Source organism: Streptomyces sp. NPDC060035, assembly GCF_042736635.1.
Classification (GTDB): domain Bacteria; phylum Actinomycetota; class Actinomycetes; order Streptomycetales; family Streptomycetaceae; genus Streptomyces.
In genome coordinates this window covers 241,478-259,832 of the sequence record NZ_JBHWVO010000008.1, presented here as the reverse complement: position 1 = coordinate 259,832, position 18,355 = coordinate 241,478, and the positions used below count along the sequence as shown (strand labels likewise).

The 18,355-nt window shown below is 68.4% G+C and carries 18 protein-coding genes, 1 tRNA gene and 2 pseudogenes; 13 read left to right on the top strand and 8 right to left on the bottom strand.

Annotation, left to right across the window (positions count from 1 at the left end):
- Nucleotides 1-49 precede the first annotated feature (49 nt).
- Nucleotides 50-3,043: a bifunctional [glutamine synthetase] adenylyltransferase/[glutamine synthetase]-adenylyl-L-tyrosine phosphorylase gene (locus tag ACFWBQ_RS15925; RefSeq protein WP_385488399.1), complete on the bottom strand. Its 2,994-nt coding sequence runs from the start codon at nucleotides 3,041-3,043 to the stop codon at nucleotides 50-52.
- 144 nt (nucleotides 3,044-3,187) lie between these two features.
- Here ACFWBQ_RS15925 and ACFWBQ_RS15920 point away from each other — a divergent pair, with 144 nt between their 5' ends.
- A complete protein-coding gene (locus ACFWBQ_RS15920) occupies nucleotides 3,188-3,709 on the top strand; it encodes a pyridoxamine 5'-phosphate oxidase family protein (protein WP_385488397.1) in 522 nt (173 codons plus the stop codon).
- A gap of 260 nt (nucleotides 3,710-3,969) precedes the next feature.
- On the opposite strand, the gene ACFWBQ_RS15915 is transcribed toward ACFWBQ_RS15920, so the two are convergent.
- A complete protein-coding gene (locus tag ACFWBQ_RS15915) occupies nucleotides 3,970-4,761 on the bottom strand; it encodes a putative protein N(5)-glutamine methyltransferase (RefSeq protein ID WP_385488394.1) in 792 nt (263 codons plus the stop codon).
- Between the two features lie 678 nt (nucleotides 4,762-5,439).
- On the opposite strand from ACFWBQ_RS15915, the gene ACFWBQ_RS15910 reads away from it, so the two are divergent.
- On the top strand, nucleotides 5,440-7,056 hold the full coding sequence (locus tag ACFWBQ_RS15910) for a cellulose binding domain-containing protein (RefSeq protein ID WP_385488391.1): 1,617 nt from the start codon (nucleotides 5,440-5,442) through the stop codon (nucleotides 7,054-7,056).
- Nucleotides 7,057-7,129: 73 nt separating this feature from the next.
- Here the strand turns inward: ACFWBQ_RS15910 and ACFWBQ_RS15905 are convergent.
- Nucleotides 7,130-7,222 (bottom strand): annotated as a pseudogene (locus ACFWBQ_RS15905) (glutamine synthetase); the annotation flags it as partial.
- Between the two features lie 324 nt (nucleotides 7,223-7,546).
- On the opposite strand from ACFWBQ_RS15905, the gene ACFWBQ_RS15900 reads away from it, so the two are divergent.
- From ACFWBQ_RS15900 to ACFWBQ_RS15890, 3 genes are all read left to right on the top strand, one after another.
- Nucleotides 7,547-7,879 (top strand): hypothetical protein, encoded by a 333-nt coding sequence (locus ACFWBQ_RS15900; RefSeq protein ID WP_385488388.1) that lies wholly within the window; start codon nucleotides 7,547-7,549, stop codon nucleotides 7,877-7,879.
- A gap of 434 nt (nucleotides 7,880-8,313) precedes the next feature.
- Nucleotides 8,314-9,096, top strand: coding sequence for a hypothetical protein (locus tag ACFWBQ_RS15895; protein ID WP_385488385.1), 783 nt, complete (start codon nucleotides 8,314-8,316; stop codon nucleotides 9,094-9,096).
- Between the two features lie 169 nt (nucleotides 9,097-9,265).
- Nucleotides 9,266-9,405, top strand: a tRNA-Ser gene (locus tag ACFWBQ_RS15890).
- A gap of 127 nt (nucleotides 9,406-9,532) precedes the next feature.
- Here the strand turns inward: ACFWBQ_RS15890 and ACFWBQ_RS15885 are convergent.
- From ACFWBQ_RS15885 to ACFWBQ_RS15870, 4 genes are all read right to left on the bottom strand, one after another.
- Nucleotides 9,533-9,694, bottom strand: a complete 162-nt coding sequence (locus ACFWBQ_RS15885) for a hypothetical protein (RefSeq protein ID WP_385488382.1) — start codon at nucleotides 9,692-9,694, stop codon at nucleotides 9,533-9,535.
- Between the two features lie 296 nt (nucleotides 9,695-9,990).
- A complete protein-coding gene (locus ACFWBQ_RS15880) occupies nucleotides 9,991-10,743 on the bottom strand; it encodes a hypothetical protein (RefSeq protein ID WP_385488379.1) in 753 nt (250 codons plus the stop codon).
- A 517-nt stretch (nucleotides 10,744-11,260) separates the two neighbouring features.
- Nucleotides 11,261-11,926, bottom strand: a complete 666-nt coding sequence (locus tag ACFWBQ_RS15875) for a YdcF family protein (protein ID WP_385488376.1) — start codon at nucleotides 11,924-11,926, stop codon at nucleotides 11,261-11,263.
- The gene (locus tag ACFWBQ_RS15870) at nucleotides 11,926-12,717 is read right to left on the bottom strand and encodes a GntR family transcriptional regulator (protein ID WP_385488373.1); all 792 of its coding nucleotides are present in this window, start codon (nucleotides 12,715-12,717) and stop codon (nucleotides 11,926-11,928) included. The genes ACFWBQ_RS15875 and ACFWBQ_RS15870 overlap by 1 nt, the downstream gene beginning before the upstream one ends.
- A gap of 141 nt (nucleotides 12,718-12,858) precedes the next feature.
- On the opposite strand from ACFWBQ_RS15870, the gene ACFWBQ_RS15865 reads away from it, so the two are divergent.
- From ACFWBQ_RS15865 to ACFWBQ_RS15830, 8 genes and pseudogenes are all read left to right on the top strand, one after another.
- Nucleotides 12,859-13,188: a hypothetical protein gene (locus tag ACFWBQ_RS15865; RefSeq protein WP_385488370.1), complete on the top strand. Its 330-nt coding sequence runs from the start codon at nucleotides 12,859-12,861 to the stop codon at nucleotides 13,186-13,188.
- 2 nt (nucleotides 13,189-13,190) lie between these two features.
- On the top strand, nucleotides 13,191-14,543 hold the full coding sequence (locus tag ACFWBQ_RS15860; protein WP_385488367.1) for an FtsK/SpoIIIE domain-containing protein: 1,353 nt from the start codon (nucleotides 13,191-13,193) through the stop codon (nucleotides 14,541-14,543).
- Between the two features lie 83 nt (nucleotides 14,544-14,626).
- A complete protein-coding gene (locus ACFWBQ_RS15855) occupies nucleotides 14,627-14,815 on the top strand; it encodes a hypothetical protein (protein WP_385488364.1) in 189 nt (62 codons plus the stop codon).
- Nucleotides 14,816-14,891: 76 nt separating this feature from the next.
- Nucleotides 14,892-15,559, top strand: a pseudogene (locus ACFWBQ_RS15850) (DUF2637 domain-containing protein).
- A gap of 18 nt (nucleotides 15,560-15,577) precedes the next feature.
- Nucleotides 15,578-15,766, top strand: coding sequence for a mobile element transfer protein (locus ACFWBQ_RS15845; protein ID WP_385488361.1), 189 nt, complete (start codon nucleotides 15,578-15,580; stop codon nucleotides 15,764-15,766).
- A 14-nt stretch (nucleotides 15,767-15,780) separates the two neighbouring features.
- Nucleotides 15,781-16,065 (top strand): hypothetical protein, encoded by a 285-nt coding sequence (locus tag ACFWBQ_RS15840; protein WP_385488358.1) that lies wholly within the window; start codon nucleotides 15,781-15,783, stop codon nucleotides 16,063-16,065.
- Between the two features lie 89 nt (nucleotides 16,066-16,154).
- Nucleotides 16,155-16,334, top strand: coding sequence for a hypothetical protein (locus ACFWBQ_RS15835; RefSeq protein WP_385488355.1), 180 nt, complete (start codon nucleotides 16,155-16,157; stop codon nucleotides 16,332-16,334).
- Nucleotides 16,335-16,339: 5 nt separating this feature from the next.
- Nucleotides 16,340-16,534 carry a hypothetical protein gene (locus tag ACFWBQ_RS15830; protein WP_385488353.1) on the top strand — a complete coding sequence of 65 codons (195 nt, stop codon included), beginning with the start codon at nucleotides 16,340-16,342 and terminating at the stop codon, nucleotides 16,532-16,534.
- Between the two features lie 230 nt (nucleotides 16,535-16,764).
- Here the strand turns inward: ACFWBQ_RS15830 and glnA are convergent, their stop codons facing one another.
- Nucleotides 16,765-18,126, bottom strand: a complete 1,362-nt coding sequence (gene glnA / locus ACFWBQ_RS15825) for a type I glutamate--ammonia ligase (protein ID WP_385488350.1) — start codon at nucleotides 18,124-18,126, stop codon at nucleotides 16,765-16,767.
- Nucleotides 18,127-18,355 lie beyond the last annotated feature (229 nt).

The following is an 18,355-nucleotide window of genomic DNA, read 5'->3' as shown; positions in this document are numbered from 1 at the left end:
CCCCGGCCCCCGCTCCTCGATCGTCGGAGGGGCGTGATTCCCGGCCCTGTCACCCCGCCCCGTAGAACCGCTCCTCCACCACCGCACGAGCCCGCCGCGTGATCCGCCGGTAGTCCTCCAGCATGTCCCCGACATGCCCCGGCTCGTACCCCAGGTACCGCCCGACCGCCGTCAGCTCCCGCGGGTTCGAGGGAAACGTGTCGCCCGGCCGCCCCCGTACCAGCATCACCGCGTTGCGCACCCGTGTGGCCAGCACCCACGCCTCGTCCAGCGTCTGCGCCTCCTCCCCCGGGATCAGCTGCGCGGCACACGCCGCGGCCAGTGCCTCACGCGTACGGGTCGTCCGCAGCCCCGGCTCCACCCAGCCGTGCTGCATCTGCATCAGCTGCACCGTCCACTCGACGTCGCTCAGCCCGCCCCGGCCCAGCTTGGTGTGGAGCGTGGGGTCGGCGCCCCGCGGCATCCGTTCGGACTCCATGCGCGCCTTGAGCCGCCGGATCTCCCGGACGGCGTCCTCGCCCAGGCCTTCCATGGGGTAGCGCAACGGGTCGATCAGCTCGATGAAGGCGCGCCCCAGCTCCTCGTCGCCCGCCATGGGCTCGGCGCGCAGCAGCGCCTGGCTCTCCCAGACCAGCGACCAGCGCCGGTAGTAGACCTCGTACGACTTCAGCGTGCGGACCAGCGGTCCGCTCTTGCCCTCGGGGCGCAGGTCGGCGTCGATGAGCAGCGGCGGATCGGCGGTCGGCAGCTGCAGCAGCCTGCGCATCTCCGTGATGACGGTGTTCGCGGCCCGGGCCGCTTCCTCGTCGCTCACACCCTCCCGCGGGGCGTGCACGAACAGGACGTCCGCGTCGGAGCCGTAACTCAGCTCGTGCCCGCCGAAGCGGCCCATGCCGATGACCGCGAACCGGGTCGGCAGGGTGTCGCCCCACTGTTCGCGTACGGCGGCACGCAGGGCCCCCGAGATCGTGGCGGCGTTCAGGTCGGTGACCGCAGGTCCGACCCGGTCGACGAGCGCGCCCGGATCCGGTTCGGCGGGGCTCTCCTCGGTGCCGTACGAGCCGATCAGGTCGGCGGCCGTCGTACGGAAGAGCTCCCGCCGCCGCACCCCGCGCGCCACCGCGACCGCCGCCTCGGCGCCCGCCGCACGGCCCACCGCGGCCAGCACCTCCAGTTCCAGGTGATCCCGGGTACGCGGCTTCAGCCCTTCCGGGTCGCCGAGGATGGCGACGGCCTCCGGGGCTCGCATCAGCAGGTCGGGGGCGAGACGGCCGGCCGACAGGACCCGGGCGAGGTTCTCCGCCGCTGCGCCTTCGTCCCGCAGGAGCCGCAGGTACCAGGGGGTCTTGCCGAGCGCGTCGGACACCTGCCGGAAGCCGAGGAGCCCGGCATCCGGATCGGCGGAGTCCGCGAACCAGCCGAGCAGGACCGGCAGCAGCGTGCGCTGGATCGCGGCCTTGCGGGACACCCCCGACGACAGGGCCTCCAGATGCCGCAGCGCAGCCGCCGGATCGGCGTACCCGAGGGCCTCCAGCCGGACGATGGCAGCCTTCGCACTGAGCCGGGACTCGCCTGGTGCCAGCTGGGCGACGGCGTCCAGCAGCGGCCGATAGAAAAGCTTCTCGTGCAGTCGCCGCACCACCGAGGCATGCCGCCGCCACGCCTTGTTGAGCTCGGTGACGGGGTCCGTACGCAGCCCGAGGGAGCGCCCGAGACGCCGCAGATCCGATTCGTCCTCGGGGACCAGATGCGTGCGGCGCAGCCGGTAGAGCTGGATGCGGTGCTCCATGGCGCGCAGGAAGCGGTAGGCCTCGTCCAGCTGCGCCGCGTCCGCCCGCCCGACGTATCCGCCGTCGGCGAGCGCCCGCAGGGCCTCCAGGGTGGAGCCCGAGTGCAGGGTGGCGTCGCTGCGCCCGTGGACCAGCTGGAGCAGCTGTACGGCGAATTCGACGTCCCGCAGCCCGCCGGGCCCGAGCTTGAGCTCGCGGTCGACGCGGTCGACGGGGATGTTGTCGACGACGCGACGGCGCATCTTCTGTACGTCGCCGACGAAGTTCTCCCGGTCGGCGGCCTGCCACACCAGCGGCGAGACGGCCTCGACGTACTCCGCGCCGAGCGCGGGGTCACCGGCGACCGGCCGGGCCTTCAGCAGCGCCTGGAACTCCCAGGTCTTGGCCCAGCGCTGGTAGTAGGCGAGGTGCGAGGACAGGGTCCGCACCAGCGGCCCGTTGCGGCCCTCGGGGCGGAGGTTCGCGTCGACCGGCCAGATGGTTCCTTCGACGGTGGTGTCGGAGCAGATCCGCATCATGTGGGCGGCGAGCCGGGTGGCGGACTGCATGGCCCCGCTCTCCTCCGCCCCGTCGGCCGGCTCCCCCACGAAGATCACATCGACGTCGGAGACGTAGTTCAGCTCGTGCCCGCCGCACTTGCCCATCGCGATGACGGCGAGCCGGCACCGGGCGGCGTCGGCCGGATCGGCCGTACGGGCTATGGCGAGCGCGGCACGCAAGGTGGCTGTAGCCAGGTCGGCCAGCTCGGCGGCGACCTGGGCGAGGTCGGTGGTGCCGCACACATCGCGGGCCGCTATCGACAGCAGGGAACGGCGGTAGGCGACCCGCAGCGAGTCCGGGTCGACAGCATCGGCGAGCATGCGTTCGAATTCGGCGACCCCGGGGTGCAGATCGGTGGCCTCGTACGTCACGAGCGCCTGCCAGTCGCGGGGGTGCCGCGCCAGATGGTCCCCGAGTGCCTCCGAGGCTCCGAGAACACCGAGGAGCCGGTCCCGCAGAGGCTTGGCGGTGACGAGCGTGTCCAGCAGGACCTGCCGTTCGTCGGCCTCCTCCGCCTCGACGAGCCGGACGAGGCTGTGCAGGGCCAGATCGGGGTCGGACGAGGCACCGAGCGCGTCGAAGAGGACGGGATCGGACCGTACGGAGGAGAGCGCGGGGAGGTCCAGGAGCCGTTCGGCGGCGGACGGATCGATGAAACCGTGCCGCAGCAGTCGGGTGAAGTTACTGCTCCTGCGCCCCGGAACCGTCGCCATCCCGTGTTCTCCTGCCCGCCGACCCACACGTATCCGCTCTCCGAGCCTAGCCGTGCGCCGGTGAATTCGGAGCGGGAGCGGAGTCCGCACTTCACAGGCACGATGACCGGAACGACCACGCACAACGCTCCCAGGAGGCCCGCCATGCCCGACGAGGACGCCGCCCCGGACACCGCCCTGGACTCCCGGTACAGCGGCGAGGACGCCATCGCCCGCCCGTGGCCCGAAGCGGTCGCACTCCTGACGGACGCCGAGCTGTACTGGCTCTCCACGGTCCGCCCGGACGGCCGCCCGCACGTCACCCCGCTGATCGGGGTCTGGTCGGACGGCGCCCTGCACTTCTGCACCGGCGCGACAGAGCGCAAGGCGCAGAATCTGGCCGCCAACCCGGAGGTCGTCCTGACCACCGGCACCAACACGCTCAACGAGGGATTCGACGTGGTGGTCGAGGGCCGCGCGGCCCGGGTGACGGACGAGAAACGGCTGATCGCGCTGGCCGAGGCCTGGGAGACGAAGTACGGAAGCGACTGGCACTTCGGCGTCGCCGACGGCATGTTCTCCCACGGTGCGGGCGGCCGTGCGGAGGTCTTCGCGGTGACCCCCCGCACGGCCTTCGGCTTCGCCAAGGGCGACCCGTACGGCCAGACGCGCTGGCGCTTCGCCTGACCGAACCGGGACGGGAGCGACCGAAACCGCACGGGGCGGGTCCCGATCACACCCCGGTTGCACGGGGCGGGGCGTGCGATCACCACCCCGGCTACAGGGCTCGGGTCCCGAACACCACCCCGGCTACACGGGGGGGGGGGCGGGTCCCGATCACACCCCAGCTGCACGGCCGGGGTCCCGATCACCACCCCGGCTACACGGGGGGGGCGGGTCCCGATCACACCCCAGCTGCACGGCCGGGGTCCCGATCACCACCCCGGCTACCGGGCTCGGGTCCCGATCACCACCGTGGCGTACAGCTCCTCCGAGACGACCACCCGCGCAATCAGCCCGCTGCCGCCCACCGTCCCCGCGGCATGCGCCGCCTGCCGCTCACTCGTCTCGACGAGAAGACTGCCGCCGGGTGCCAGCCAGTCCGGCGCCTCGGCGACCACACGCCGCATGACGTCGAGGCCGTCCCCACCACCGTCGAGCGCCACGCGCGGCTCATGGATACGCGCCTCGGCGGGCAGCAGCTCGACGTCATCGGTCGGTACGTACGGCACGTTGGCGAGCAGGACGTCGACGCGCCCGCGCAGCGAGCCGGGCAGCGGATCGAAGAGGTCGCCCTCGTAGACCTGCCCGAGGTCGCCGACATTGCGCCGCGCGCACCGCACGGCGGCGGGTTCGACATCCGTGGCGTGCAGTTCGACGTGCGGCAGCGCCGCTGCCAGCGCCGAACCCAGCGCCCCGGAACCGCAGCAGAGGTCGACGACGACGGCCGGCTTCCGCCCGGCGAGCGCCACGGCCTGGCGGACAAGGAATTCGGTACGGCGACGAGGCACGAAGACCCCGGGGTCCACGGCGACACGCAGCCCGCAGAACTCGGCCCAGCCGAGCACGTGTTCAAGCGGCAGACCGGCAACGCGGCGTTCGACCATGGCGGCGAGTTCCGCCGGACCGGCGGCGGTGGAGAGAAGGAGCGCGGTCTCGTCCTCGGCGAAGACACAGCCGGCGGCACGGAGCGTGGTGACGATCGAGGAGACGGTGTGCGGTGAAGCGAATTCCTGCATGCGGAGAAGCCTTTCGGGAAAAACCGATGGGCGCTCCGCGATCGCTTATGCCGTGTCGGGCACGCGAGGGCGAGTGGTGAGCACCCAGCCTGCTGTAGCGGTAATGGGTCTCACCTCCTGGGTCGGTCCCGGTCTCGGGACGGGTCACACTACCGGAACCGGGCCCTTCACCACACGCCCTGCTCCCGGGGCCGACGAGATGGGCCGCGGCTTCAACTGACGTTCCCCGCGCGGCAGCCGGTCACAGCTTGTCGGACACCACCCCGCGCCGGGCCCTCGACGGGACAGAGCGGAGCCCCGGCCGAAGGGGCCTGGAAACACCAGAGCCAACGTCGAAAGTTTCGCTCCCAATTCCGAAAGTGGCCGAAAGCCCCTGTTGCGCCGAGCCTCTGACGGCGGCTCGCGCGGCCGCCTTTCGCCCTTCCGCCCCGTTTTGATGAACGCGGTACGCGCCCGTGGACGTGCGAGAACAGCCAACCTCAGGTGCCCCATGTCCAGCCGTTGTCACACCCTGACCCCCTCCCTAAGCTCGGGAGCGCTCCCACACCTGGTGCCGGCTTCCGCCCGACCCGCCCGGAACCAGCATCCGGAGTCTCACGCCGTTCCCGGTCACGGCACTCGCGGCGGTCCCCCGCCAGGCCGGATCCACACCCCGCACCCGCCATCTGGAGGTCCCCCATGCGCTTTTCCCTTCGGTATCGGTACAAGCCACGGGCGCTGGCAGCCGCAGCCGCTCTGGTGACAGCCGCGAGCCTGGCGACCGCTTCCCTCGCCCCACAGGCGAGCGCCACCGCCAGGCAGGCCGCCGCGGTGCAGGCCGCTCCCGCTGTCGAGGACGACGGCGCCGACTGTGCCGTGCCCGACCCCGGTGCCTCGCCGGCCAACGCGAAGCTTCCCGATCCCTTCAAGAAGCTGGACGGGACGCGCATCTCCACCGCGTCCGACTGGCGTTGCCGCCGCGCGGAGATCAGGGAACAGGCGGAGAGGTCGGTCTACGGCCAGAAGCCTGCCAAGCCCGCCGGCATCACGGGAACGGTCTCCGCGACCGGTATCACGGTGAACGTGACGGACCAGGGCAAGAGCGCCGCCTTCTCGGCGAAGGTCGAACTGCCGAGTGGTTCCGGCCCCTTCCCGGCCGTCGTCGTCCTGGGCGGGCTCGGCGCGGACACGGCCACCATCAAGGCCTCGGGTGCGGCCGTCGTCAATTTCGACCCGTACACCGTGGGACGTGAAGGAACGGCGCGGAACAACAAACAGGGCGCCTTCTACAGCGTCTACGGATCGTCGAGCAGCACAGGGCTGCTGATGGCCTGGTCCTGGGGCGTGAGCCGCATCATCGACGTCATCGAACAGTCGGGCGGCAGCCTGCTCAAGGCCGACGCGACCGGCGTCACGGGCTGCTCGCGGTTCGGCAAGGGCGCCTTCGTGGCCGGCGCGTTCGACCAGCGTATCGATCTCACCATGCCGATCGAGTCGGGTTCCGGTGGCGCCCCCGTCTTCCGCGGGATTCCCGGGGAGAGCGGCGGACAGCCTCTGAGCAGCGCCTACTCGGAGCAGCCGTGGCTGGGCGACGCGTTCGGCTCCTTCACGGGCAGCCCGGCCACACTGCCGGTGGACACCCACGAGATCGTGGGCATGGTCGCGCCGCGAGGCCTGTTCGTCATGGAGAACCCGCACGTCGACTGGCTGAGCGCCAGGTCGGGGAGCGTGGCGGCCCTGGGCGGGGCGGAGGTCTACAAGGCCCTCGGCGCCGGGTCCAACATCAGTTACTGGTCGGACGTACAGGACGGCACCCACTGCGCGGCCAGGTCCGAGTGGAAGGCGCCGCTTCAGCAGAGCATCAGCACATTCCTTCTCAACACGGGCACCGCACCGGGGGTGTTCAGGGTCTCGCCGCTCAAGTCCGGTGATCTGTCGTCCTGGAAGGACTGGCAGACCCCGGTTCTGACCGGCATCGGCAACCCGGACAACGGAGGTGACCCGGACGACGGCTCGGACGCCACGTGCACCGCCGGCTATCGGACCGTCCAAAGCTGGTCCGGCGGCTTCCAGGGCGAGGTGACGATCCGGAACAACAGCAGCACCACGCTGAACGGCTGGACGGTCGCCATGACCCTGGCCGCCGGCCAGTCCATCAGCAGCCTCTGGAACGGCGTGAACACCGGAACCAGCGGGTCCGTGACGGTACGGAACGCCCCATGGGCGGGCACCACCGCCCCCGACGGCACGACCACGTTCGGCTTCACTGCCACGGGCAGCCCCACCACCGCACCCGGCAACCTCACCTGTACCTGAGACGGCTTCGGGCCGACGGTACGAAACCGTCGGCCCGAAGCGTACGTTCACCCGAAACAGGGCTGAACTGCCCCTACAGCACCGGCAGGAGCGCCTTCAGCTCGAAGGCCGTGACCTGGCTGCGGTACTCCTCCCACTCCTGCTTCTTGTTGCGCAGGAAGTGATCTGGGGCGTTTCTGACCTGCGGTCACGTATCCATCATCACTGTGACCTGCTGTCGAGCTGTCAATCTTTGTCAGCGTTGTTCATCGTTGAGCACCCTTCCACGGCCCCGAGACGGCCCAGAGCGGGTACCCCTGGGCTCAAACGACACCCGCTTTAGGGGTTCGATCCGAGCCCGATCCGGCTGCAGCCGCTCGCTGACACGATGGCCGGACAAGAATGCTGGGGTGCGTCTCCGTCCGGTGTGGTTGATGTCAACGGTGGATGTCAGAGACGATCGACCTCTCCCTGGCGGGGAGCAAGAAAGATTTGAAGGTGCATCTGCCCAGTGAACGACCACGAGATCTTCCGTGAGCTGATCGAGGAGGGCCTGGACGACTGGGTTCCGGTCGACCGGCTCCTCGGTCTGGCCGTGGACATCGCAGAAGACCAGGGCGCCGAGTTCCGAGGCGTCGCGGTCGAGTTGCTGACGCTGCTGCTGAACAGCGGGCTCATGGACGTCGGCGACCTGGGCGAGAGTGGGTTCGAGCCCTGGCCGGAGAGCGGCGACGAACTCCTGGCCAAGGCGGTCGCGGTGCTCGACGGCTTCGACTGGTTCCCTCAGCTCGGTGCGTACTGGCTAGCGAACACGCCGAAGGGCGACGCCGTGGCCTCGGGCTAGGTGGGCGAGAATCACCGCTTTAGGAGCGAGGTGGGGCGACTTGGGCCCTGACCTGCGGGACACCGACTTCGGCTTCTGTTGGCTGTGGTCCCTGCCAGCAGCCGCAGCTCCCCGTGGCTCCCCGCCCCATCTGGCGCGTTTGTGGCACGGGGAACTTCTGATCCGTAGCTCTAGCCGGATCGGTCAGCGGTGGTCATACCGGCCGCTACGAGGCCTTGGAGAGGCGGGGGCGGGCGGGGGCGGTTGCTGTGGTTGCGGTACGCCGCTGCTGTACATCAGCCCTAGCCAAAGAAGGACTCTTCGGATCCTTCACCATCGTCAGCGCTCGGTCTTGGCCAGCGGATCATTCGGCGACAGGATTTCCCCCTCCCCGTCAAGCGCGATCTTCCGCCGAAGCCACTTCGCCTGCCTGAGAGGGTTCGTAGAGTGCGTGTATGGCCATACCTCGTGAGCCCAACGGGCGACCGCTGACCCTCTACACGCTCGATCTGGAGGCCGCTCTGGAGTACGCCCGTGAGGCGCTCTCCGAGGGGCTGAACGTAGAGATCACAGATCGCGATCTGCGTGATACGCAGACCTATCGCAGCTTTCAGGAGAGTCCGGTTCTCGTGAAGTACTGGGGTGTCTCGCTCAGCGATGACGCCAGTGCGAGAGGCCTCCGATCGGCCTCAGCTCACCAGATCATCGACGCTGTCGAGATGCTGCGCCCCGAAGAGTACGGCGCGATCCACGCGGATGATCTGGTCGAGTTCTGTAAGGCGCACTACCTCAAAACTGGCGTCTCAGCTGATTCGGCACGAAACCTGTCAAGTGATGCACACACCCAAGGGGGGACATACGTGGTCGGCAGCGGTAAGACCCTGAGTAGCTTCAAGGTCGGAGACAAGGTCACGGTCAGGGCGCCGAGCGATAGGCCCCTGTTTCACCATGGGTCTCACGGGACCGTTGTCACCGTTGGCACGAAGCGGGTCCACGTGCGGATGGACACGGCCGCGTTCGAGAACCACGACGGTGAGGTGGCCAACTTCCTTCCTGGCGACCTTGATATGGGGCATGTCGGCACGCCTCGAAGCGTGGACCGCATGAACGACGCCTTCACCAGTATGAAGCTGGAGGTCGGAGCGGATCTTGTGTCAGTGGCGCTGGATGCCGGCGTCATCACTGCCGATCAGGGGGAACGGATCAAGACGGCATGGGCCAACCACTTGCAGAGCTGACGAGCTGCGACCAGCAGTGAGTGCCAACGGGAGCGGACAGCGCCGGACGGCGGCGGACGGTCTGGGACTGTCGGCACAGGTCAGCGGCATGGTGCCCCATGGTCGGTCCACCACCAGGGTTGCTTCGGGGCGAAGCGGTCTCGTGCCCAACGGAAAGCCTGTGGGCCATGCGTGGGCCAACCCTCATGGTGCTCACAGTGCTTGACACATCGATGCAGGTCAGGGTGCTGCTCTCCCTGAACTCGCGGCGGTCTTGAAAACCGTCGTGGCAGCGATGTCACCGTGGGTTCAAATCCCACACCCACCGCAGGTGAACGGCCCCTGACCAGGTATCTCGGTCAGGGGCCGTTCACGTGAGCGTTGTCCGCCAGCGACCGCTGTTCCCCGCTGTTTCCCGACCGAACGGGCACGGGAGGGGCACGCCGACTGGCCATCTCTAGATGGCGAGCAGCCCGGCGAGCATCAAAGCCGCCACCGCAGAGAACACCCGCAGCTTCCTCCAGCCCGGTCCCGAAGCCTGGCGGGTCAGCTCCCATGCGCCCACCAGACCGCCACTTAGGCCCAGCGCGTCCCGCAGCAGGAAGACGGCGGTGTGCACAGAGAGCCTCCAGTAGCTTTCGAACGGACTGGAAGGCTATCCCTGGTGGCTGCATCTCCGGAAGAAGTCCCTGGTCCGGCTTGCGTACGCCCGGCTGGTAGGGCTAACAGGATTTGAACCTGTGGCCTCGTCCTTATCAGGTCGATCACGCCATGGTTGCGACGTCGACCAATCGGCTCTGCACTTTGGTCGACCGTCCTCCGAGGTCCGGTGCCGACCGTCGCTGTTCGCGCTTGTTGGTGTCAGCCGCTGATGTCAACGGTGCCGTCATGACAGGCGCAAAGGTTGGGTTGAAGCTACTCGGGTGCGCTCACCGGCACCGGGGCGCTGAAATTCTTGAGCTTCACGACGTTGTGCGCGGACACACCAGATACCGTCAGCCACTGCTCGAAGCGCACGACTCGGCCGGATTCGTTGACCCACACGTCGCAGGCGAACTCCTCGGTGCCCATGGAACGCATCCTGTCGTACAGCCGACGGTCCACCGACCGGAGCTGGTCCTGGGTGAGCTTCCCGGAAAGGCGGTGCGCCGGCGCTCCGTCCACCTCCTCTGAGCCTTTTCGTGCCTTCGGCCCGAGGTCCAAGAGCAGCCGGGCATAAACGCTGTAGTCAGCTACGCCTGCGCCTGCGGAATCCAGCCCCGCACGCTGCCACTCCCCGGTTGCTCCGTCGTCATCGAGTGTGCGTGTGTAGGTGGCGTTTTCCAGCAGGATCGTCTCCGCATTGACCGCTTGGTCCTCCGGGGCGCTGTCGGAAGTCTTCAAGGTCATTTTGCCCGTAGGAGCTGATCCGTTGAGGTTCATCCGGCCAGCCATAACGATAGTCAGCGTGGAGCCCGCATAGCTTTCCGACGTGATCTGAGCCGAGTAAGGCGCCGGATCGGCGTTCTTGAGCGCCGCCTCGACCTCGAATGCAGCAGCTGCCTTTGGTGTGACCGATGCGCCGCTCTTCGACTTCGGTGCGGGTGCTCTCTCAACATCCCCGGCGCCACAGCCGGTGAGCAAGACGGTGGCCGCGATACCGGCCGCCACGGTGGCCAAGTGGCGCATGGCAGGGGACCTCCTCAAGCGTGACTCGTGACTGACAAGTCGCTGAGTCTGTCATGGGCACAGCGTGAGCGATCCACTGCCCTTAACCCACCACTCACCCCAGCTTCCATCCCGTCCGCCTTCGACCCACACACCGTGGAGCGGGCGTGGTTCAGGGCGTCAAGGTGGAGCGCGCCACTGTACGAACGACCTTGACGCCCTGGGCCGCGACTGCTCGGCTCTGCCTGGGTCGAAGGTGGTCGGGATGGAAGCCCACAACGCTCACCACGAATCCGCCGGCACTCGCGAACGGCGCCCCTCCCATCCCGGAGTCTGAGCGCCCCCGCCGGAGGCATGTCTCATGCCCGACGGATCCCCTCGGTCAGGCTCTCTCGCTCTAGTTGCGCGACCGGCGTAGCCGGGGCCCAGAGCGGGGCGGAGACAGGAGCGCAGGGCCCCGGCGGTGAGCCGGGGAGCGCGCGACGAGCGGAGCGAGGAGCCTTGATGAGGTAGAGAAACCTGTAACAGCTCTTGTCGGTCAACCAGAGTGCGAATCGGTCGGCAGGAGTCGACTGGTGAAACCGGCTTGGCGGAGTCGCTGGTACGCCTCGGCTACGTCGGCAGGTACGGGCTGGCGGATCATGAATCCCTGTTCCGGGTAGATCATCAGTCGCTGCAGTGCACCCGTAAGCATGTCGATCACCAGACGTGCGTCACCGATGGAGTCCACGTACTCGTCCAGAGTCATCGGCGTCGAAGCGCTGACGATCTCCACCTCAGGCCACAGCTTGCGGGCAGTGGCGTATGCCCGCCGCTCCTCGTACGGCTTGCTGATCAGCAGGACAGAAGCCACCTGGACACCCCCTTCCTCTAGCACTTCCCGCGAGAAGCGGATGTTCTCACCCGTGTTGCGTGCCCTCGGCTCCACGAGGACGGCCGAGCTGGGAACACCCAATTCGAGTGCCCGCTCTCGGTAGTGGACTGCTTCCCCGCGGGGCATCCGCTCCCGGGTCGTGGGGCTCGTGGCTCCGGTAAAGAGCAGGAGCGGCACCAATCCGCGCTGGTACAGGTCTGCCGACGTGTCTGCAACTCCCAGGTCATGGCTGCCGAGCCCGATGGCAACGGAGCAGGGTTGGAGGGCGTGGCCCATCTGGTGGTACTCCCAAATGCGCCGCGCGTCGGCCCAGTCCTGTGTAGAAATCACTACGAGTCTTCCTTGTTCGTCGCCGAGTCAGGCACCTGGAACTCGTATTCCCAGGCGAAGCGCGATGCCGCGTGCACTCCGATGGCGAACTCCACTACCGTGCCGTCGGCTGTGTACGTCGTCCGGTGCAGTTCAACGACTGCCTCCCCGGGCGGCAGTTGGAGAAGCTTTGACTCGTCCGATGTGGCGCCCCGGGCGAAGATCCGCTCTTTCATGTGATCGATCTCGTAACCGGCCTCGTAAAGCACGCGGAACCCTCCACCTCGGCCGGCGGGTCCGGGAGTCGGGTCAACGATGCGGGTCCCCTCGACGTGTTCGGGCCGGTAGTAGCTCGTCAAGGTGTGGGTGGGCTGCTCGCCTTCCTTCACAAGTCGCGCCCGTGCGTACACCTCAGCTCCTGCGGGCAGGCCATGAGCTGCCGACACGGCGGGGGAAGCCTCCACAAGACTGACAGTCTGCGTCTGCTCGTTCCGGCGGTAGGTACGTCCACTTGCCACACGGTCCGCAATGAACGCCACTTCGTCGCCATCGCGCCACTTGGCCTTGTCGTATCGAGCGATACCGAGTCGCTTGAGAGGCACTTGCTGGCGCACGACTGTGCCGTGACCGCGGGATGAAGTGACCAGACCCTCTGCTTCGAGAGCCTTATAGGCGGCGTGGACGGTGGACTTGGAACCCTCGCCCGCCTCCACAAGCTCCCGAATGTGCGGAAGCTGCTTGCCCGGAGCGTAGTCACCGCCCCTGATCTGTTCGGCCAGCTTGTCTGCCAGCTCTCGCCACTTGGGCGCCATCCCGAACCCCTCTCGTCAGAGCCAAGTCAAACACAGTCCCAGGACTACCAGCCATCATCCTGCTTATGGTTCGCAGTCCTAGGACAGCGGGTCCCCGAGGGTCCTCTTCGGGCTGCTCCACATCAATCCAGGGAGTATGAGATGCCGTCGTTCAAGATCGATGTTTCGTCCGCTGTCGTGTTCGTCGCGACGCCTCCGACCCCGAAGCTCGTGAGCAAGCAGACTGGTGAGATCGCGATGGACCGGGAGACCGGTGCTCCGCTCGCGACAGTGGGTCTGCTGATCTCAGATGAGGGGGAGGGCAACCTCTACCAGGTGACGGTGCCGAGCACGGGTGTCCCGGAGAGCCTGACCCCGGGGACGCCGGTCACGGTGGTCGGGCTGAAAGCCCGGGACTGGGAGAACACGTTCAACGGCCAGACCCGGCACGGGATCAGCTTCCGCGCGGTCGCCATCACGGTTGGGGTCTGATCATGTCGGACCTGAACACGGTGATCGAGGTGGCGGGGGCCTTATCGGCTGCCGGTGGTCTCGGCTATGCGAAGGTTCGCGCTCCTCGCGTGTTCTGGTCGCTGGTTGGTCTGCCGGTCGCCCGGGTCCGCTTCGCGGTCACGTACCGGTCCACGATGGATGTGTGTGGGCTGACGGTTCAGCCGTCCCGCTTGCGGGCGTTCATGGTCCGCAGCGTGGCCCGTCGCCAGGATGTTCAGCCGGTCCCACCCAGGGTTCGCCGGGTCCGCGGCTCCTCCACGGGCATGCGGGTCACTCTCCGTCTCCCGGCCGGGCTGGAGCCCGCCGACGTGGTTGCGGCTTCGGAACGGCTCCGGCACGCCTGGGGCGTCCACTCCGTCCACGTGATGGAGATCAAACCCGGCTTCGTCGAACTCCGCATGACCGGCTACGACGTGTTGCGGCGGGTGAAGATGCCGCGCCGGCTGCCCCGCAAGCTCAGGTCCGGCCGATTGGTGGTGCCGGTGGCGCTTCGGGAGGACGGGACCGCGTTCGTCCGCGACTACACGAAAGTCCCGCACGGCCTGACCCTGGGTGCGAATCAGTCGGGCAAGTCGATGTATCAGCGCCACCTCATCACCGGTCTCGCGAAGCTCCCCGTGGGCTTGGTGGGGATCGACTGCAAGCGTGGTGTCGAACAGCGCGGATACGCATCCCGCCTCTCCGCCCTCGCGGTCACCCCGGACGAAGCGGCGGACCTGCTGGAAGTTCTGGTCCGGGAGATGGAGGACCGCTTCGACATCCTGAGTGCTCACGGCGTCTCGGACCTGTGGGACCTGCCGACCAAGGTTCGGCCGGTGCCCCTGGTGGTGCTGGTGGACGAGGTGGCGGAACTCTTCCTCGTCGCCGCGAAGAAGGATGAGGAACGCCGGGACCGCATGGTGATGCACCTGGTACGGCTCGCGCAGATGGCCCGTGCGGTCGGGATCTACCTGGAGATCTGCGGTCAGCGCTTCGGCTCAGAACTCGGCAAGGGTGCCACCATGCTCCGCGCTCAGCTCACTGGCCGCGTGGTGCACCGCGTCAACGACAAGCAGACCGCTGACATGGGCTTGGGGGACATTGCCCCTGATGCGGTCTTCGCCGCGACCACGATCCCGCCGGATCGCCCCGGTGTGGCCGTGGCCGGCGACTCCTCCGGCGGCTGGTCCCGCATCCGCACCCCCGAAATGAGCGCCGCCGACGCCGTGGCCATCTGCCACGAATACGTGCACCTGACCCCCGACGTCCCGGCGCTGGCCCGGTTCCGCCCGGTCGTCCGCACCGCCCCGGCTCCGGCCTCACCGCTGGTCAATCCGCGGCCGGTCACCGAGTAACACCCCGCACCCCTCGGTTGGCGTGACCGTCTCGCGCCAGGTCCCTACCCCGCCCATGCCCGGAACCGGAAGGACCCAGCGCCATGACCACCCAACCGACCACCAAGCCCAAGGAGCCCTCCAGCCCTGCCGAGTCGGCCGCGTGCCAGCCCTGCGGCGGGACCGGAAACGTCCCCACCACGGTTCGCGTCGGTCGCAAGCGGCGCCCGGTCGGCCAGCAAGACGGTCTCTGCCTCAATTGCTTCGGCACCGGCACCGACCCCAATGCCTGACCCCTTCGACCCGGGCGCTGGGCGGTGAACACCACATCCCGCCCGGCCCCGGCCCACCCCGAAAGGAGGTGACCTGATGTCCCGCAAACTCCGCCTGGACGCTGTACTCATCCAAGCCGTCATTGCCGGTGCACTGTCGTTCTCCCACCTGCATGACCTGGCCGAAGCGGCCGGACAGGACGGCTGGAAAGCCTGGGCCTACCCGATCAGCGTGGACCTGCTCCTCGTCGCTGCCTGGCGCCGCATGCGCACCCACGCCGACAACCGCGCCGCCTGGATCTGGTTTGTCATCGCGCTCGCCGCCTCATTGGGCGCGAACATCGCCACCGCCGGACTCCTCGACCTCGGCAACGTACCGGCCTGGCTCCGCATTCTCGTCGCCGGATGGCCCGCCCTCGCCTTTCTCGGCGGCACCCTGCTTGCCCACGCACCCACCACACCGGCTCCCGCGGCCCCGGTCACTGCATCGCTGCATGTCCCGGACCCCGAACCGGCCCCGGCGTCACGGTGGAGCGGGCTCCCAACCCGGCTCCGGAACTCCCGCCGACCCCTGCTCCACCCGCGACTGTGGCTCCGGTGTCAGTGCCGACCGTGGCTGTTCCTCCGGCCCTGCTCGACCACGCCCGGAAGGTCGCCGACACGCATCACGCGACGACCGGCGCCCGGATCGACTCGGCCACTCTCCGCGCCCGGCTCGGCGTGCCCGGCCCGCTTGCTGACGCCATCACCGCCCAACTCGCCTGAGCAGAAGGAGGTTTCACCATGCCGCGTCCGAATCGCTTCACCGACGTGATCCGTATCGGGCCCGTCCAGGTCGGCACGCACTACGACGGTCGGGGCCGCACCAAACACACCGCTGTCTGCACCGCCCCCGGCTGCAACTTCTCCGCCGACTACCACGGCCGCGCCGCCGCCGAACTCGCCGCCAAAACCCACCGCTGCAACCCCTGACCGGAGGTGACCCCGTGCGCTACCCCGAGGACCAGTTCAACGCCGGTCACATCCCGTCCGACCTGCTCGCGCAGCTCCCGCCCGGCACCGATGCCCGCCAGATCGTCATCGTCCGGCCCGCACCGCGCAACTACACCGGCCCCATCCTGCTGGCCATCACGATCACCGGCGGAATCGCCCTGATCGTTCTCATGATCGCGGTCACCTTGCACGTGGTTGCCGCCGCGACGGTCGCTGTTCTCTCGGCAACCGGCGGCGTGGGCCTCACGCTCAAGCGCTCCTCGCACCGCAGCAAGTAGCCCCCGGGGCGGCCTCAACCGCCAAGTTTCCGCCGCCCCGGGCGCCCAACCCATCCCAGATCCAACGGACCCGAAAGGGAGATCCCATCATGCCCCAGCACACCCGGCCCCGGCCGATCTGCGCCCACTGCGACGGCTTTCCCACCGTCGCTGTCACCACCGGCCAGACCACCCCCGATGGACACCGCCACACCATCGCCGCGGACTGCCCCGCCTGCCACGGCTCCGGCCACACCGCCCGGGCCGTGCTCAGCCGGGTTGGGCGGTGACTGCCGTGGCTGACCTGACCCCCACCGCAGATCGCCCCGGCCTGCACGTCAGCAAGCCCTCTCCGTCTACCCCCGCCACGGGGTCCGCCGTGTGCCACTGCGGGGCCTCGGCCACCGCCACCGGAGACGCCCAGGTACAGGCCCTGGTCGAGGGCTACACCGCCAACCACGGCCCCGCCCACAACCGGACGGAACGCTGACCATGAACACCACCGCCACCGCGGCGGGCCTGGACGTTGCGGACGTACACCCACCTGCTCCCGAGCAGCGAGGGACGGGCCCGCGCCGCCATGGACGAGGTGTATCTGGGCCGCCCGTCCTGGCCTGACGGCCCACAGACGGCCCAGAGCTGATCATGACTGCGGGCGGGGCGCCACTGCTGGATCGGGCGCCCCGCCCGCGTCGTGCTGTCTATGTCACTGACCTGCGGTTACAGCACCGGCAGGAGTGCCTTCAGCTCGAAGGCCGTGACCTCGCTGCGGTACTCCTCCCACTCCTGCTTCTTGTTGCGCAGGAAGAAGTCGAAGACGTGCTCGCCCAGCGTCTCCGCGACCAGCTCGCTCTTCTCCATCAGCGAGATCGCCTCGCCCAGGTTCTGCGGCAGCGGCTCGATGCCCATCGCGCGGCGCTCCGCGTCGGTGAGGGCCCAGACGTCGTCGTCGGCGCCGGCCGGGAGTTCGTAGCCCTCCTCGATGCCCTTGAGGCCCGCGGCAAGCAGCACCGCGTACGTCAGGTAGGGGTTGGCGCCCGAGTCGATGGAGCGGACCTCCACGCGGGCCGATCCGGTCTTGCCCGGCTTGTACATCGGGACACGGATCAGCGCGGAGCGGTTGTTGTGGCCCCAGCAGATGTACGAGGGTGCCTCGCCGCCCGCTCCGGCGGCACGGGTGGAGCCGCCCCAGATGCGCTTGTAGGAGTTGACCCACTGGTTCGTCACGGCGGAGATCTCCGCGGCGTGCTTGAGCAGGCCCGCGATGAAGGAACGGCCGACCTTGGAGAGCTGGTACTCGGCGCCCGACTCGTAGAACGCGTTGCGGTCGCCCTCGAAGAGGGAGAGGTGGGTGTGCATGCCCGAGCCCGGGTACTCCGAGAACGGCTTCGGCATGAAGGTCGCCTGCACACCCTGCTCCAGCGCGACCTGCTTCATGACCAGGCGGAAGGTCATGATGTTGTCGGCGGTGGAGAGCGCGTCCGCGTACCGCAGGTCGATCTCCTGCTGGCCGGGGGCGCCCTCGTGGTGGCTGAACTCGACCGAGATGCCCATCGATTCGAGCATGGTGATCGCCTGGCGGCGGAAGTCCATGCCGACGTTCTGCGGGGTGTGGTCGAAGTAGCCGGAGCTGTCGGCGGGGGTCGGGCGGCTGCCGTCGACCGGCTTGTTCTTCAGCAGGAAGAACTCGATCTCCGGGTGGGTGTAGAAGGTGAAGCCCAGGTCGGAGGTCTTGGCGAGGATGCGCTTCAGCACGTAGCGCGGGTCGGCGAAGGAGGGCGAGCCGTCCGGCATCAGGATGTCGCAGAACATCCGCGCCGTCCCGGGGGCCTCGGCGCGCCACGGCAGGATCTGGAACGTGCCCGGGTCCGGCTTGGCGATCATGTCCGATTCGTATACGCGGGCGAAGCCCTCGATCGCCGAGCCGTCGAAGCCGATGCCCTCGTCGAAGGCCTGCTCCAGCTCGGCGGGGGCCACGGCGACGGACTTGAGGTAACCGAGTACATCGGTGAACCACAGCCGTACGAAGCGGATGTCTCGCTCCTCAAGCGTCCTGAGGACGAATTCCTGCTGCTTGTCCATAGCCACATCCTTGCAGTTCAGACGGTCCGTGCACCACCGCCCGGGGTAGGGGAGACACTCCAGTATCACGACCCGGGATTTCACCCAGATTACGCATACGGTGTGAGAGAGAGCACTCGGCCACCCACTACGATCGGCGGCCATGGTGTGCAAGGGGTGCGGTGGCATCCCTACAGCCCGTGCGTACCCGCTTTCCCTGCCCGATACGTCCCTCCCTCCCCCTTGGCAT